Here is a 17,905-nt window from a genome sequence, read left to right on the forward strand (position 1 = left end):
TATGGCTAGATCTATGACCTATCGGCTGATGCTAAATAACAGAGTAAGTGCAACATTGTTATCAGTAACTGAGAACAACGTTGTCAAACTATAAGGTGGAGTCACTGGCTAGGCGGTTGTTTTTGCGTGGATCTTCACGTTTGAATAAGTCTTCATCAAACTTAAAGCGTAGTCTGAAGTAAGCGCCTTCTTGCGTACTGTCATCATAGGCAATATCTTCATCTTCAAAGCCCATGAAGTTATAGCCAATGGATAACCAAAGATTGGTCATTGGGCTATAGCCTACTTCAGCACCAAGCATATAAGCCAAGTCATTTGCTTGCTCGTTCCAGTAAGTACCCGCTTGCATGCCGATATCCCAGCGCTCACTAATGTCATAAAGACCGCGACCATAGACGGCATGAGCAGTGTTATCACTCGTCAACCCATCTGCTTTGTATTCTGTATATTTACCTGCATAGCGGCCAGACCATGTCATAGCACGCGTAGGATGGTAGTTACCGTTCCATGACCACACCATAGTATCTTTCTGATAAATGTCATCGCCAGTATTATTGTCATCTAAACGATATTCAAACTTTGCAAGCATGTCTAGCTGGTTGCTATCGTAATCACGGTATGCTGCACCTAGCTGAAAACGGTTAATCGTACGATCACCATCGTCATAGTCAATACGTGAATAAATGTCTTTAGCCAATAAAGTAATATCATCGGTATAACGGTACGCAATACCTGCGCTACCGAGTAATGTATCGCTCGTCTCGCCCCAACGTTTCTCAAAACGTCCTGATGCTTTGTAGTCTTCTTTTGCAAGATACTCAACACCGATACCTGCCGCCGTTGCCGTGTTATCTTCTTCACCTTCGAGCGATTCTACACGTTCGAATAAGGTGTTTAAGGTCAGACCTTCTTGAACATACCACTTGTTTTTTAGACCGATAGCAGCTTCAGCTTCGCGAGCACTAATGGTATCACTCATGCGATATTCGCTATAGACTTTGCCGTCTTTCATATAAGCGGCATCAAAACCGAAAACCGTACGCTGACGTTCATCAGTGTCATCAAGGCCATAAGTACCAGATAAGCTGTTGATCAAATCATGACGGGCATATAGTCGGCCCAAGCTTCCCATTGGAGTTTCACCACCAATAGACGTGGCATTACGTGAGCTGTGTTCAATATCTTGCTCATATTCTGCAAATACCAATGAATTATTTAGCTTCGGCAAATGCGCTGTGATACGGGCGCGAGCAGTGGTGCCTTCGATGTCTTCGGCCGCACTGCTGATACTGCTTAACACTGACTGATTGATGATGTCGTCATTGAACAAGGTGTCGTTTGTGATGCCCAAAACATCTGTTGCAGCTTGAGTGTTACGTGAGGCAGCGGTTGCGTCTTGTTTGTAGTAGCGCACACCAATCTCACCAACGACGTTTTCAGTCAAGCGATGCTCGATACTGGCTTGTACACCTTCACTGCTAGCATCAGTAGTATGATCTTCTGTACGTATGCTTTCTAACGTTAACGCAGTTTGCTTACTATTTAAAGTACGGGTGATTTCTACACCAGATTCGGTACGCCCAGCAGTCAGTGGCGATGAACCAGTGACAAAACCTTCGTCAGCATCGTTGTAATAAGCTTTAGCACGTGTGTTTTTCTTATTATCAAAATCAAGCTCGATACGGAATGCGTTGCCTTCGACATTACTTTCGTTCAACTCTGTGGTGTTGATCTGGTTACTTGGCTGGAAGTTTGGATTTTCAGCTTTGTTCATAGCATATTCAGCGACTAGCTTTAGGTTGTCATTGAACTTAATGACGCTATTTAGGCTAGCAAGCTCTTCTTTGTTAAGTGGATCATCACTATTGATATAACTACCGCCAATAGAAATTTTCTCATTTAACTGTTGCTTGGCTGCGATACCACCAACCAAGTAATCTTCACCACCTTCATCTACTTCTACTGTGACACGAATATAGACAGGGTTGCCATCAATATCTTGGCTGGCAATAGGACTCTTTAAATATAGGCTACGGCTAATAGGGTCAATTTCGTAATCAGCAAAACGTGTCAGTGTCTCACGGCTGACGATCAGTCCAGAATTGTTTGCGTCACGAGTGATGATTTCGATGGTTTCAGAGTTTTCTAGTACGGCATCAAAGTTTTCAGCCAACGGGTAAGGGCCTGAGATACCAAGACCACGAGTCTCATTGACACGCTGGCTTGTACTGGTCTCTGCTAAAAAAGCGGTAACACGAGTATTACTGTCTTCGAACTGAGCTTTTAGGCCTGTCAACGTACGGTTGTATTGACCGAGCTTGATACCTTCATCATTATCAATCTGAGTCTTTAGATCGCCATACATAGCGAACGAGCGACCTTTATCAAGGCGTACGTACAGCTTGCTAGTAGATTGGGCATCAAAGCCTTTAGCTGATGAGTCACCATAAACAGGATAGTATTCGCCAGGATCGATATCACGGAATAAACGTTCGCCTTTTTTATCACTGTCATATGCTAATGTCAGCAGATAGTCGCCGCGTACTTTGCCTTTGAGGAACATAGCAGCACGACCAGTCGCTGAATAGTTGTCATCGCCAGAAATTTCATTTAGCTCTTGCTCAAATGCGCCTTGAGCATCTGTAATACTACTGCCATCAAAGTCTTTGAGCGAGATAGCGCCTTCTACAATACCCACAGCAATCAATGGACGCAGCTGAGCGGTAAACTGTAGAGGGATAACCTGTTTGCTACTGCCAGTGTCGATAACCAGTTCGCCTTTACCCGGTGCGCTAGGGGCGGTCACAGGAATCAATAGCTCGCCACCGGATACAATAACCTGGGTGCTGGCCTTGTCTTGACTACCGTCTTTCAGGTTGATACGTCCAATGTTCGTGTCAATAGTAATCGGTGTTGAAGCAATGTAAGGACGACCATCACGATCTTTTAGGCTGATGACGACTTGATATTCGCTGATACCGTCGGCAGCTACTAGCTGGGTTTGAGTACGATAGTCAATCGCTTGAAGGCTATCTGGCGTCAATACTTTGATCGTTTGTTCAGAGATGACTTTACCATTGATATCGGTAGCCACACCGCGCAAGGTATTCTTGCCGCGTTGTAAATCCACTGCATAATAATCGAAAGCAGTTACATTTTGCTTTTCTTGCTCAGCTGTTTTACCTATTTTTTGCTCTGATACTGCTTTGCCGTTGGCATATAGTGTGAATATTGATCCGAGCGGTGCTTGTACCTGTACTATTTGCTTATAAGAGCTAAGCTGTTGACCTTCGTTTAAGTTGATAAAGGCAACATCGTTATTGGCGACTTCTTTTAGATATAGCTCTAATTCTTGTTCGACGGGTGGTGCTACTGTCGTCACAGCCATGTCAACACGTTTGGTTACTTCACCAACCATATCATTGACGATTGCAGAGTCGCAATTATTACCAAGATCTAAATCGCCATTGATATTACAGCCACTAGCATCGACATTATCTTCGTAGTCACGATTATAGTCAGGCTCTAGAGTCAGCTCCGTTTTGATAGCTTGCTCTAAGGTATCATTTTTAGTACCTACTGATTTGCTGCGAGCGACTAGCTCAGTATTCAAGCGTTCAGTGCTATCATCCATGCCACCAACAATAGCAAAATCAGCGCGATGCAGTTCACCATACTTTAAATCGACAAAACGGCTACCAGCATCGCCAGTGTTTCGATTGCTTTGGGTTACCATCTCGGTTGCATGAGGAATAGTGGTACGGTCTACTTTCAGGACGTGTGTCTTTGCACTGACACCATAAAAGTTATACTTACCTTCAGGATCGGTCACCACAAAGTCACCATTTTCCATGTAAATACGGACGCCTGCGACACCCAGCTCGCCATCTTCTTTTTGTTGAATGCCGTCACGGTTGATATCGTGGTACACCTTACCGATGATAATGCCATCCGTATTCATGATGCCGCGTTCTACATCAATTTTCCATTGTGCTTCTCTTGAAGCAACACTTTGACCTTGGTCGTTGCTAGCCACCGCAGTCGCGCGGTTGATACCGTCACCACCTAATGACGAGGCACCGATCAACACACGATAAGTTATCTTTTTACTTTCGCCAGTTGCCATGTTACCTAAGCTTAGCACCTGATATTTACCATCAGCTTTAAATTCAGTGGTCTGTGCTTGATTGATATCTACATTGGTCGTTGGACTGACACGCACACTGTTATCAACGTAATCAAAACCATGTGGTAGGGCATCTTTTAGCTGTACATCGTAAGCCGTAGCATTACCGTTATTCGTAACATTGATGGTATAGCTGACATAATCTCCAAGATCAGCGCTTTTGACGTCACTTTCTTTGGTCACGACTAAGCTTGCATTGTCATCAATGATATTGATTTGCGTATTTAGATCATCGATACGGACAGTAAAGTCGCCAGCAGTTGGTAACTGATCAGTACCTGTACCCACAGAAGGGTCGATACAAGCATCTAAACTGGCAGTTAAGGTATCGTTGTTCAAAGTTTGAATGAGTTTGTCGTTAATAGCATTGGCATTATTTTGAGTTGCGGCTGACAGCTGATATTTACCAGTATTATTACCGGTTTCTATTCCTTTGAGTGAATAAGTATCACCTGTGGTCGGAGACTTGATAGTAATCCATACTTGATCTGGCTTGTCAGTTTGAACATTACATTGCGCATAGCTAGCATTTATATAGATATTTTCATCGATTTGTGAAGTGGTTTTATTTTCATTGAACTCAGAATTAGTGAATTTGATACCAGATTCAACGATAACTAGGCTGTCGGTTGCACTAACACTCGTTACTGATGGATCTTCTAATACAACCGCACCAATCTTAATCTCAGCAGTATCGCCACTCTTACCCTTTGCATCTGATAAAGCTTGTACGATGAATTGAATACTTTCATTCTGACCAATTTTGATCTGTGCACTCATATTATCAAGAACAAGCTGTCTATCGCCATTATCGACAATGCCATTTTTATTGAGATCTTGATAAACTTTTAAATTTGATAGAGTCGGCGATATATTGAGCGTTAGCTCAACAGTCTGACTGCTATAACTGGTATTACTAAGGGTATTAATCCAGCGCACTGACGCGTTAGGCGCGACAGTGCGTAATGCTTGCTGAGTTAAGTTGATACCGTATTGAGGGAGGGCAGAGGCTTTGACTTGTACTTCGTTTGACGCAGTACTAGTTATCGTGTCAGCTTTATTGTTGGTATTATAGCTGGCTTGAGCGGTATTATTAATTAACTGTACCAGTGAATCAGGCGCAGCAAATGCGCTATTTGATTGCATAAGCAACATTGCTAATGACAGCGCAGAGATCTTCGCTGCACACAATGCGGTACGATCAGACGGTGTCATCATAGATAGAGTCATATGTCGCTTATCCAATAAAACAAAATAGTTAATTTAAAGTGTTTTAGACGGGTTGAGTTTAATTTAGAAAGGTCTATAAGTACCCGTAGATACTTATAGATTTTCAAGTGTTGTTTTTTTGATTGCATGGACTGTATATAACTATAATTTAACTGTTAGTTTTAATTTTGACTTTAAACTCCATGGTTGCAGTTCCTTGAGGAGCTAACGTGGCGACAGTAGTTGTAATAGCAGTTCCATTATTAGAGGCTGTATAGGTACCGCCAGCACTAGCAGTGGCTTTTGCGCTACCACTTACATAGTCAGCGTTGGCTGAAAATTTAGCCAATTCATCTGAAATCACGACATCAGTTATATTGAAGCCTAAGCCAGTAGTAGAAGTGTTTTTAGCTTGGATTTTGTAAATAATACATTGACCAGGCGAAGCACCTGTAATCTCTGTAGTAACGAACGTACCGACGTTAGTACCATCACAATTGGCATCTATCGCTTGAGTTTTAAGTAATGTCAAACCACGAACAGTGGTAGTGTCTGTCACAGTTATTTGTGCAGGGGCACCTTCTAGTTTTGGAATCAAGGTAACAATGGTGTTTTCAAATGTAGAGTCAGTAGAGTTTAAAGGTGTGAAAAGCGAGGCATTGAGTGATGACACATTATAGTTGATAGTGACTGTGCCATTAGTAGCTATGCCGCCAGGTAAAGCAGTAAAGATATCGTATACCCCATTAACAGCTGTAATAGTTTTTGGTGATTGAGCGCCAGTACCGTCTTTTGGATCATAGACAATAGTAACGCTAGCAGGGACTATGTTAATCGCATCTGGCGTGTTGCCGTCATTATCAGTGATAGTGAAGGTCAATTCACCAGCTTTACTACCCTCGATGTCTTTACCAGTGTTGGTAATGACGGTTTGATGAGTTACCTGCCCACTGGTACCTGAGGTAGGGGCGATCTCTTTGATAGTAGGGTTGGTTAGGGTTAGAGTGCGCTTGATGGTTAACAGTGGCAACGTTGAGTCGTCACCTGGATTCACAGGAGTCTGGCCATTAATAAAATTGTTTTGAGTTCCAGTATAGAAATTACTAACGTTTTGTTCTTTCCCTATGTCTGTACTATCGATAAGCGTATTTGCAGTTGATGGGTTATTATCCAAATCATCAGTCACTGTCACATGGTTGATAGCGGTTGCGGGAACAAGTGTACCTGCTCCACCTTTTTTGACATCAAAGGTAATAGTTACATTTTGTCCTACTGGAATGTTGACACCAGTAATTTTAAAACCGCTACTTCCTTCATTGCCGGTAGCGATAGTGCCTCGTGTGGCATTGCCACTGACTTTGATATTAGTAGAGGCTAGCTTGGTGGCCATTACTAGACCAGGTGGCAGAAGGTCTTCAATCGCAATATCTGTGGCATCAGTACTAAACGTAGTATTACCATCGTTTGTTACCACAACCTGATAGGTGGCAGTATCGTTAGAGTCGTTCAGATCCAAAGCGTTGGTAATTGTTTTTACGATATTAAAGGTAGGAAGCTTTGTAAATGAAGTATTAGTATTATTAAGCGTTTTACTTGCAGTTAACAGTGTACTGACAGCAGATATTGGTAGAGCTTGAGTAGTACCACCTTTATTGCCTGTCGTTTTGGCTTTAATAACAAAACTAATATAATGACCTTTTTCTAAAGGAAATACTTTCCCACTAGAAGCACCATAAGCCGCATCATTTACGGTACGAGTCGTATCTTCGACTCCGTCAGCATTATATATCTTGTATGAAACAGTAGAATCCGCTGTATTATAATTTGGAGGAGCAGTTGGGGTTGTAATGGCATAAGTATCGGTACGGTTACCAGTGTTTTTCAACGTATGCCTAAACAAAACAAATCCATCAGGAGAAACTTCTGCGTTAACGTTAGAAGCATCGAATTGTGTACCACCTACTGCTGTATCATCATTATCAGCGCTCAATGAGAAGGATACTTGCTCTGATACTGTGATTTTGACTGTATTGGACTTAACTTCAGGTTGAGCTTCATTACTAACTTTATAGGTTGCGCTAGCTTGGTTAGTAATGTCTACGCTTGTTGTTGTTGAACCCGATTGCGCTGGATCTGCGTTAGCAGTCGAGCTGATACCTAATGCAGCAGCTATGCCGACTGCCAATAAACTGCATTTAAAAGTATTTGATTTCATGTAGTACCCCAAAAATGATATGAAAAATTCAGATGGAAAATTGAAACGTTAAAACAGCCAAACTAAGACCTAATATTTATCAAATCAGTTAACAGTGGTGTTCATAGCCACAGCCGCTGATTTATTAGCAGGCAATAGTTTGATATTCCAGCGCAGAGTACGATACTCAGATAAAGGTGTTTTAACTAACTTGCCGTCTATTTTTCGCATTAGAGGTATATCAGCATAGTTTTTACCGTCGGTGCTGGCTTGTGCGCTTGCAGGTATTGCCTCACCAGTAAATACCATATTTGCAGGGATGGGTAAGGTCACCATCAAATCATTAATGTCTTTATTAACAGTATTGGTATAAGTTGCTTTGTACCTGATAATAGTACCTGCTGGTGCGGTACGTACTGGCGAGTAAGTAATCTTGCCCTCTGAGTTTTTGATAACTTGATCAGCCGTTAGTTCCATTTTTAGGGCATTGTCAGCATAAGCTGTACCGAATAAGCAGGTAGAAGCTAAAGTTACTAACAAGGTAGTATGTAAGAGATTAAAACGTTTCATATAAAATCCTTTCTTAAGCTATCGCCACTAATGAGGTGCTAATTCTATAAGTTGCGGTATAGTCTTTTGTTATATGGATAGAGAAGCCCTATTCTTTATTGTATTTTCACGTAAATAGTACAAATATTCACTACAAAAACGACAAATGGTATTTCGAGACGTTCAAACGGTCAAAGCCTTATCTAAACAGATAGGGCTTTTTTTAGTTAGAAATAAAGTCAATAAAGGCGTGGAATTGCAAGGAAAAATAGCTACTGAGTGTTCACAGTAGTACCATATTTAGTATTGAAATAGAAATCACGATTCGATCTTTGATTTAAAGTAAAAGAGTTGGTTTTTACTAAACCGTTTTGCCCAATAGCTACACTATCGGTGGCATAGTCAGTTGTATTAGCTATAGGACTAGCTAATACCGAGGTGACCAAAGCGTCACCGTCTCCTCTTAGTTGCAATTTATCCTGCATTACAAAATTGGTAATAGGGCTGTTAGCACGATTGGTCGCTGTAATGCGATAAGCGATACACTGGCCAGGAACAAGATTACTTCCATTAATACCACTTTCACTAAAGCCCGTTCTAGGATCTGTGTTTCCTGAAGTATTTATATTAGAAGCAGAGTAGTTAAGTGTTGGAGGGCAATTATTAACATATTGTGCTTTTCTAAGTACCAATGCCGCGTTTGCAGGAATGACTCTACCGAAGTCATTGTTAGGATAATTATAGATAGTTGCTGAGAAACCAACGTTTCTGCTCTCACTACTAGTGCGAATAGGATAGGTGGTACCGGTCCGACTCTCTACCAAACAAAGATTAGTATTGCTACCTAATGTTGTTCGGGGAATACTAATCTGATATTCACCAGTTGGAGCACCAGATCTAATGACAGATTGTGTGGTATAAGTCGTAGAAAGAGTATTACAGTTTGCAAGTCTCACTGTGCTACCTGTAATTCCTGTTTCAGGCGCGGTAGGATCATATTTACCATTAAAGTAGTTAGGTTTATTGGTATATACACTATTAGCAGAAGTAATGTCGGCATTGTCTTTATTAGCACTTGCTGTAGGAATACCACCGTTATCATCAAACACTGTTCCCGAGAATATATACTGAGGAACGTAGCAGTAATTATCTACACGGAAGTCAATTTCTTGGTTAGTAGCAGTTGAAAGAAAGCCGGTGTTAGTATAACGAACCTTTACTGATGATACTGGCTGAGAAAACTGCACAGATCCTTGACACTGTGTTCCCAAATCTTTAGCGGGACAGTTAGGATCATTGGCAGTTCTGGTAAATAGACCTTGCAGGTTTTGACTAAAAACAATATTTGAGCCAGTTACTGACTGAAAAGCTCCCACAATGGTAGCGCCTGATTCGTTGACACCAGTAATTTGTATAAAATCGTCAAAGGTATTGCCATTACTATTTGCATAGTCGATATCGAATGCACTAAGAGCAACATTAGTCAAGTAGATGGGTTGCGCTGTTGTGCTATTACGAAAATCAAGAGTAATATCAGTGAAGTCCGATGTAGTGGGAAACGTTCTTCTGACATTAATGGCGTTTACGCCTGAAGCCGTAATGACACCGAAGTTTGATCTTACAGTTGAAGTGTTAGACTCTGTTGTAGTCATTTTTATCTGCAATGGAATACTGCCTGAAGCATTACCTGCGATACTGACATAGTTATTAGTATTAACAGCAGATACTAGGTTAGTATAATCAGCATTCGTTAAGCTGCCTTGAGAAAAGTTAGTGGAACAAACTGCTCCAGGGTTTGGCACAAGTGCAAACGATGAGGTGTTCATAAATGAAAATAAGATAAAGCCTAACGAGCTCAAGATTTGAGATCGATATTTGTTGAATGATAAAACATTCAGTATATTTAAGATTTTTTTAGCTTTATGCATATCACTATTCCCAAGACTCAAGTTTGCCTAATCGATATGGCGAGTTAACCATATCTATACAAACATATCAGTATGAGATACTAATAAGCAATTTATCTTATATCCAGTATAAAGTTACCAGTGGTCGATTTAGTACGACAGGAAGTATATTTTAGTTGCAGAGGGAGTTACACATAACTATCTCTTACGTAAAGAAGTAGGCTGTATCTGTTGTCATTTTTAAAAAAACTAATCATTATTTATTTTAAAAATACTTGTCATATCTTCATTTCTCTACAGCTATAAACATCTAGGTCATAAGCGCCTATAATAGAGAGTTATTATCGTTTGATAATTGGCTGTAGGCGTTGAGTGATGACTTTGTCCTGACTACCTAACTATTCCATTCATATGTAATGGATAGTACTGCTACTTTTAGAATCACTATATTGAACGGTTCGACATTGTGGAGCGGTGAAGTACAGTCATACACGTTTCAATATGAAACGTAACTTCTTAAAATTAACAAGGAAGTCATTGAGCACATCATGTATGTAAGACAGTATTAAGTAATACTTTGATTTTATAACTTCCTGCTATTGAGTAGGATTGACTGACAAACAAGGACAACAAAGATGAATTATTATAAGGATGCTGATAGCACCGAAACACAGGAATGGCTGCAAGCTTTTGCGTCTGTACTCAAACATGCAGACAAAGATCGTGCTCAGTTTTTGCTAAAAGCTTTGTACAACATGGCAGTTCAAGAAGGATTGCCGTTCAATCGATTAGACACCGCTTACGTTAACAGTATTGCCGTCGAAGATGAGCCAATGTACCCAGGCGATCTAGGCATGGAGCGTAAAATACGTGCTTTGATTCGCTATAACGCACTTGCCATGGTCATGCGTGCCAATAAAAACGACGATGATTTGGGTGGTCACTTAGCGACATTCGCCTCTAGTGCGACGCTTTATGAAACGGGTTTTAACCATTTCTTCCGCGCGGCTAGCGATCACTTCGGTGGTGACATGATTTATTATCAAGGTCACTCAGCGCCAGGTATCTATGCCCGTTCTTATTTAGAAGGTCGTTTGACTGAAGATCAGCTTGACAACTTCCGTCGTGAAGTAGGCGGCAAAGGTCTATCAAGCTATCCGCATCCATATCTAATGCCGGATTACTGGCAGTTCCCAACGGTATCGATGGGACTTGGTCCAATCATGTCTATCTATCATGCCCATGTACATCGCTATATGGAAAACCGTGGACTGCTAGAAAAAGAAGGTCGTAAGATTTGGACGTTCTTAGGTGATGGTGAAACGGATGAGCCAGAAAGCTTAGGTGCTATTTCTCTCGCTGGTCGTGAGAAGCTGGACAACCTAATATGGGTAGTCAACTGTAACTTGCAGCGTCTGGATGGTCCAGTCCGTGGTAACGGCAAAATCATTCAAGAGCTAGAGTCAGTATTCCGCGGCGCAGGCTGGCGAGTCATCAAAGTCATTTGGGGTGGCAACTGGGATTCGTTGCTCGGTAAAGACCATACAGGTGTGCTTAAGCAGCGTATGGAAGAAGTGGTGGATGGCGAGTATCAGCTATATGAAGCGCGTACGCCTGAATTTACTCGAAAAGAATTCTTCGGTAAATATCCAGAGCTAGAAGAAATGGCAGATGCCTTGACTGACGAAGAGATCTCGCGCTTAAACCGTGGTGGTCATGATCCAGTTAAAGTTTATGCCGCATTCAGTGAAGCCATGAAAACCAAAGGTCAGCCGACTGTTATTTTGGTCAAAACTGTTAAAGGTTATGGTTTATCTGCCCAAACGCAAGCAGTCAATAAATCGCATCAGGTGAAAAAACTTGATCAAGAAGCCTTAATGTATTTCCGTGATCGTTTTGATTTACCGTTTACTGACGCACAGTTAGAGACTCTACCATTCTACCGCCCTGAAGAAGGTTCAGCGGAGATGAAGTATCTTAAAGGTCGTCGTGAGTCGTTAGGTGGTCATCTGCCAAACCGTCGTAGTGGTCATATTCCACTGAATATCCCTGAATTATCGATGTTTGATCGGGTATTAAAAGGCAGTAATGGTAAAGAGCAATCTACGACCATGGTATTCGTACGCTTACTATCAGCGATGCTTAAAAACAAAGACATCCAAGATCGTGTCGTACCAATCGTACCTGATGAAGCACGTACTTTCGGTCTAGAAGGTATGTTCCGTCAATTGGGTATCTACTCAGCTGTTGGTCAAAAATACACGCCAGAAGACAGTGAAGCATTGATGGGCTATAAAGAAGCTATCGATGGTCACATGTTAGAAGAAGGTATCAACGAAGCAGGCGCAATGAGTACGTGGATTGCTTTGGCAACCAGCTATTCTGTGAACGCATTGCCGATGATTCCAATGTATATCTACTACTCGATGTTTGGTTTCCAACGTGTGGGTGATTTGGCTTGGGCGGCAGGTGACTGTCAAGCACAGGGCTTCTTATTAGGTGCAACGGCTGGCCGTACGACGCTTAACGGCGAAGGCTTGCAACATCAAGATGGACATTCACAAATCTTGTTCAATGTCGTGCCTAACTGTGTGACTTATGATCCATGCTTTGGTTATGAATTAGCAGTGGTCATGCATGATGGTTTACGCCGCATGTATGGTGAAGGCGAGCGTGTCTATTATTACCTAACGCTAATGAATGAGAACTACGAACAACCTGAAATGCCAGAAGGTGCCGAGGAAGGTATCAAACGTGGTATGTATCTGCTCGAGGACAATGGCTCAGCACAAGTGCAGCTATTGGGCTCAGGTGTTATCTTACGTGAAGTGCAAAAAGCATCACAGATCCTAAAAGATGAGTTTAATATTACCTCTAACGTCTGGAGCGTGACCAGCTTCAACGAATTGACTCGTGATGGTATGGTTTGTGACGACTACAACCGTCTGCATCCAATGGATGAAGAGAAAGTGCCTTGGGTTACTGAGCAGTTGGCACCGCACGAAGGTATTGTGGTCGCAGCGACAGATTATATGCGCAATTACTCAGAGCAGATTCGTGCTTGGTTACCAGACAACCGTCCTTATACCACGTTGGGTACTGATGGTTATGGCCGCTCCGATACTCGTGAAAACTTACGCAGTTTCTTTAACGTTGATGCCGCGCATATCGTTGTTGCAACGCTTAAACGTCTTGCGGATGAAGGTGAAGTTGAGATGCGTTTGGTTAAAGACGCTATTTCAAGCCTAGGCATTGATGTGGATCATCCACCTGCATGGCAACAGCAGTCTTACTATGATCAGTCTCCAGATGCACCAGCACCAGGTAACGTAAATCCAAATCCTGTTCCTGAGTTTATCGCTGAAGACGACGAAGAAATCAGTAGTGAAGGTCGTGCTGAAGATCAAGCAGATGCTAATGTACTCAATGATGGTGATGTCAAAGAATAATAACCATAAGACTAGGAGATAAATCATGGACATTAAAGCCCCCGATTTGGGTGTTGATAGCGCCGAAGTCAGCGAGATTATGGTAGAAATCGGTGATGTCATCGCAAAAGATGACAACATCGTGTTATTAGAATCTGACAAAGCCTCAGTTGAAGTCCCAAGCTCTGCTGCTGGTAAAGTGACTAAGATTAGTGTTGCTATCGGTGATCAAGTTAGCGAAGGTATGGTACTAATTGAGCTTGAAAGTGCAGAAGACAGCGCGGAAAGTGATGATAGCGCTGCTGATGACAATCAAGAAGCGAATGATACAAAAGCCACTGCTGCCGAGCCAGAAGCAAAAGCTGAGCCAGCTGAGACTGAGTCAAAATCAAAGTCAAAGTCATCAGAGTCTAGTATCAAGCCAGCTGCGAATGCTAGTAAGTCAACGACTCATGCACTACCTGATTTAGGTGTTGATGAAGCGCAAGTTTCTGAAATTATGGTTAGTGTTGGCGATACAGTGACTGCGGATCAGTCGATTTTATTGATTGAATCTGACAAAGCATCTGTTGAAGTACCAGCACCAGAATCCGGCAAGATTGAAAAAATCTTAGTCCAGACAGGTGACATGGTCGCCAATGGTCAAGACTTTATCGTTATCATTAGCAGTGGTACAGACGCTGCTGATGAGAGTGAGTCTGCATCAGACAGTTCTGAGTCGAAAGAGTCAGCACCAGCCAAATCAGAAGAGAAAGTTGCTGCTAAAACAACTGGTGAGCCAAAACAGGCAGAAAAACCTACAACGCCTAATGTAGCCGCCAGTAAGAAAGCTGACAAGCTGACAGAAACGCAAATAAATGAAAAGCTGGTCGATGTTTATGCAGGCCCAGCCGTACGTAAGCTTGCACGTCAATTGGGTGTAGATATTACACAAGTGACCGGTTCGGCACTGAATGATCGTATTTTAAAAGAAGACTTGTTTGCGCATGTCAAAGAGAGTCTGACCACTCAAAAAGCAGCACCTGCTAGCAGTGGTGTGGTGAGCTCAGGTTTACCGAGCTTACCTGACATGAGTAATACTGAAATTTGGGGTGAAACATCGACATTAGACCTTAGCCGTCTACAGAAAGTATCGATACCACAGCTGAACTACAATACATTGCTACCGCAAGTGACGCAGTTTGACTTATCAGATATCACTGAGACAGAAAAACTACGTGGCGAGCTAAAAGGTGGTATGAAGGCAGAAGGTATTGGCTTCACTATCTTAGCCTTTGTAGTCAAAGCGACTGCCTATGCCTTGACGCAGCATCCACGCTTTAATAGTCATTTAAGCGATGACAATACTCAAGTTATCTTGCGTAAAAGTGTCAATATGGGTATCGCAGTGGCAACTGATGATGGCCTCATCGTACCAGTTATCAAAAACGTGCAAGATAAAGGTCTGAAGCAGATTGCTATCGAAATCGGTGAGCTTGCCGTTAAAGCACGTGATAAGAAGCTCAGCACCAAAGATTTGCAGGGAGCTAGCTTCACTATCTCAAGCCAAGGTAACTTAGGCGGTACAGCGTTTACACCACTGGTGAATTGGCCACAAGTCGGTATCTTAGGTGTGTCTGAGGCAAGTATGCAGCCACGTTGGGATGCCAAAAAACAAAGCTTTGAGCCACGCCTGATGCTACCGCTATCATTGTCTTATGATCATCGTGTGATTAATGGGGCGGACGCTGCAGTATTCACCCGTTATATTGCAACGCTACTGGCTGATCCACGCCGCATTTTGCTATAAATCTAAATATATAATAGTGTTGGTTTGAAAAAAGACTGTCTACGGACGGTCTTTTTTATGCGTTAAAGTTTGAGCGTAATTAAGATATATCGAGTATGCACAAACAGGTGCTATTAGCGCATTTGCAATACACTCGGACAGCGACTGCTTAGATTGTCGATAAACAACTGACACAAAAAAGCCGGCAGATACCGGCTTTTTTATTAATATAAGTACAACTTAATAAAATAGACTTCTAATTAGAAGCTTTTTACGTAAGCAACACCATATACCCAAGGGCTGATATCTACTTCACCAAGATCATCGCCATTTAGGCTTACGTCTGATTTGATGTCGATATAGCGTGCATCAATACGGAAAGCATCCGTTGGAGTGAATGGGAAATCAACACCGACATGGCCAGCAACGCCAACACTATCGTCGATATCTAAGTTAGCTGAACCGCCAGTGTATAGTTTTTCTTTAAAGAACGTCGTGTAGTTCACACCAACACCAATGAAAGGCTTGATGTTTAGAGGGATGTTGTAACCATCAAAGTGATACTGGACAGATAAAGTAGGTGGTAAATGTTGAGTTTCACCCTTAATTTCGTTACCAGCAGCATCAGTCAATGTGATGTCATGGTTGAATGGAATCGCTGCTAGCAATTCAATACCAACGTTATTAGCAACGAAGTATTCGCCAGTAAGTGTTGGACGCGCATCGCCACCAACATCTACAGAGTAGTCTGTGCCGCCTGCATTAAGCGTACCGTTATCACTCTTAGGGTCAACATAATGTGCACCGGCAGCAACTGACCAAGTACCAGCAGGTACTGCAAAAGCAGTCGTCATAGTAAGTGCAGTAGCAGCGGCTAAAACTAGGGATTGTAGTTTCATCGTTTAGTTCCTCAATGTGATAGATGATTATGGGCCAGTTTCTAATAAGGGATAGCATTAGTTACTGATACACAATGTTATGATTGTTGATTAAACTGTAACATTATGACTCCATTATAGTACAAAACCGTTTTATCTGTAAGGTTTTAAACGCATATTAAAGATTTTTATCTCACAATTTACAATATAAAGTCATTTGTACTAATATATTTAGTGTTTACTTAAAATAATCAACTATTGTAAGATGGTATTATAGCTCTTATGATGATACGAAAAAGTGATGAGTACTTTGGTAATTATTGCTTCTGAGGTTCTAAGATATTTAGTATCTCATTCATCAAATGAATGACTATGGTCTAAAAATAGGCGTAATATATTATGCTTGGTTATTGTAGTAATTCTCCTTTGCGCTGTGACAATGCTTATTCTATAAAGATATTGAATCGGATGGATTCCTGTTGTCCTGAATGCAGTCTATTTCTCCTGCCTGCTCAGGATGTTAGTCAGCAACTATATGCTGACGAGCAGTTCCTAAGATTTTCTATTATGGTGATTATCTGTACGTTATTTACGGTAGTCTATATTTACTATTTTTATAGTACATTACCGTGATTTCTCATAAATTTCTATTTTCGCGATTGGCAGCACGCTTATAGTACTATACTGTTAAGTATCTACTAATATAAGATCGGTGTTTCACCGCATAGGGACGGTATGCTATTCCAATCTATACGGCGCCTGCGTATTTTTGTTTATAATATTCTACAAAATGATGAGCATGACACGCTCTTCAGTCGTTATATCGACTATTTCTTAATATTTTTGATCATGACGAATGTGGCTGCGGTGATTGCAGAGTCAGTCGATAGTTGGTATTACCCTTACCAAGATTATTTTACGTGGTTTGAAAACTTCTCTATTGTGGTATTTTCTATCGAATACATGCTACGGTTATGGTGCGTGGCTGAAGTAAAACCAGATGGTACTACTTGGCGACAGCGTTGGAACTGGCTAAAAAGCCCGTCTGCATTGATTGATCTGATTGCTATTATCCCTGCATTCTTGAACTTCTTTGTCTCTATCGATTTGCGTTTTTTACGTATCCTACGTTTATTTCGCATCCTCAAACTTACACGCTATTTTGCTTCGATGCGTATTCTGCTAGTGGTCATCAGTAAAGAAAAAGGATCGTTCCAAGCGGTTATCTTTATCTTGATTATTATGATTGTAACGGCCTCTAGTGGGATTTATTTGGTTGAGAATCATGCACAGCCAGAAGAGTTTGAGTCTATTCCTAAAGCGATGTGGTGGGCTGTGGTTACACTCACGACAGTGGGTTATGGTGATGTCACGCCGATTACCAATGCGGGTAAAATATTGGGTGCAGTAATTACGATATTGGGTGTGGGGCTGGCAGCATTACCTGCAGGTATCCTCGCGACAGGCTTGGCCAATGAGCTTGCTCAGCGTCGTGAAGGGCTTGAGCAGCACTTTCGAGAGCAACTGATCGATAGTGATTTTGATTTAGTACAGAATCAGATGATGATCGATAAGATTCGCCGCGAGTTAGGATTAGATAAAGAGCAGGCGCAAAATATTGTACTGCAAGTACTGCGTGAACAAGAGCTTGAGCGCCGTGAAAAAGAGGTAGAAATAAGGCAGAAGAATTTTTGCTCACATTGTGGTGAGCGATTGTAGAAAAGTGCTTTTTTTACTATGAATTTTATTCAAAAAAGGGTGCGGCGTTTTATAACGTCGCACCCTT

At 41.7% G+C, this 17,905-nt stretch carries 8 protein-coding genes; 3 read left to right on the forward strand and 5 right to left on the reverse strand.

Features of this window, described 5'->3' with window-relative positions; all coding sequences use genetic code 11:
- Positions 1-88: 88 nt before the first annotated feature.
- The 4 genes from IPZ60_RS08745 to IPZ60_RS08760 form a co-directional block, all read right to left on the reverse strand.
- On the reverse strand, positions 89-5,416 hold the full coding sequence (locus IPZ60_RS08745) for an SdrD B-like domain-containing protein (RefSeq protein WP_194197428.1): 5,328 nt from the start codon (positions 5,414-5,416) through the stop codon (positions 89-91).
- Positions 5,417-5,564: 148 nt separating this feature from the next.
- Entirely contained in the window at positions 5,565-7,610 is a 2,046-nt protein-coding gene (locus tag IPZ60_RS08750; protein ID WP_194197429.1) for a hypothetical protein, read from the reverse strand.
- A gap of 84 nt (positions 7,611-7,694) precedes the next feature.
- A complete protein-coding gene (locus tag IPZ60_RS08755; RefSeq protein WP_194197430.1) occupies positions 7,695-8,159 on the reverse strand; it encodes a hypothetical protein in 465 nt (154 codons plus the stop codon).
- 251 nt (positions 8,160-8,410) lie between these two features.
- A complete protein-coding gene (locus IPZ60_RS08760; RefSeq protein ID WP_194197431.1) occupies positions 8,411-10,066 on the reverse strand; it encodes a hypothetical protein in 1,656 nt (551 codons plus the stop codon).
- 614 nt (positions 10,067-10,680) lie between these two features.
- Here IPZ60_RS08760 and aceE point away from each other — a divergent pair.
- Positions 10,681-13,494, forward strand: coding sequence for a pyruvate dehydrogenase (acetyl-transferring), homodimeric type (gene aceE, locus IPZ60_RS08765; RefSeq protein WP_194197432.1), 2,814 nt, complete (start codon positions 10,681-10,683; stop codon positions 13,492-13,494).
- 25 nt (positions 13,495-13,519) lie between these two features.
- On the forward strand, positions 13,520-15,262 hold the full coding sequence (locus IPZ60_RS08770) for a 2-oxo acid dehydrogenase subunit E2 (protein ID WP_194197433.1): 1,743 nt from the start codon (positions 13,520-13,522) through the stop codon (positions 15,260-15,262).
- 239 nt (positions 15,263-15,501) lie between these two features.
- On the opposite strand, the gene IPZ60_RS08775 is transcribed toward IPZ60_RS08770, so the two are convergent.
- Positions 15,502-16,140 (reverse strand): OmpW family protein, encoded by a 639-nt coding sequence (locus IPZ60_RS08775; RefSeq protein WP_194197434.1) that lies wholly within the window; start codon positions 16,138-16,140, stop codon positions 15,502-15,504.
- 714 nt (positions 16,141-16,854) lie between these two features.
- On the opposite strand from IPZ60_RS08775, the gene IPZ60_RS08780 reads away from it, so the two are divergent.
- On the forward strand, positions 16,855-17,838 hold the full coding sequence (locus IPZ60_RS08780) for an ion transporter (RefSeq protein WP_194197435.1): 984 nt from the start codon (positions 16,855-16,857) through the stop codon (positions 17,836-17,838).
- Positions 17,839-17,905 lie beyond the last annotated feature (67 nt).

The organism is Psychrobacter sp. NG25 (genome assembly GCF_015234355.1).
In the GTDB taxonomy this organism is placed as follows: domain Bacteria; phylum Pseudomonadota; class Gammaproteobacteria; order Pseudomonadales; family Moraxellaceae; genus Psychrobacter.

Bases quoted from the DNA above. Each gene is read 5' to 3' on its own strand.
- IPZ60_RS08745 (WP_194197428.1), bottom strand. From the start codon at position 5,416: ATGACTCTATCTATGATGACACCGTCTGATCGTACCGCATTGTGTGCA.
- IPZ60_RS08750 (WP_194197429.1), bottom strand. From the start codon at position 7,610: ATGAAATCAAATACTTTTAAATGCAGTTTATTGGCAGTCGGCATAGCT.
- IPZ60_RS08755 (WP_194197430.1), bottom strand. From the start codon at position 8,159: ATGAAACGTTTTAATCTCTTACATACTACCTTGTTAGTAACTTTAGCT.
- IPZ60_RS08760 (WP_194197431.1), bottom strand. From the start codon at position 10,066: ATGCATAAAGCTAAAAAAATCTTAAATATACTGAATGTTTTATCATTC.
- aceE (WP_194197432.1), top strand. From the start codon at position 10,681: ATGAATTATTATAAGGATGCTGATAGCACCGAAACACAGGAATGGCTG.
- IPZ60_RS08770 (WP_194197433.1), top strand. From the start codon at position 13,520: ATGGACATTAAAGCCCCCGATTTGGGTGTTGATAGCGCCGAAGTCAGC.
- IPZ60_RS08775 (WP_194197434.1), bottom strand. From the start codon at position 16,140: ATGAAACTACAATCCCTAGTTTTAGCCGCTGCTACTGCACTTACTATG.
- IPZ60_RS08780 (WP_194197435.1), top strand. From the start codon at position 16,855: ATGCTATTCCAATCTATACGGCGCCTGCGTATTTTTGTTTATAATATT.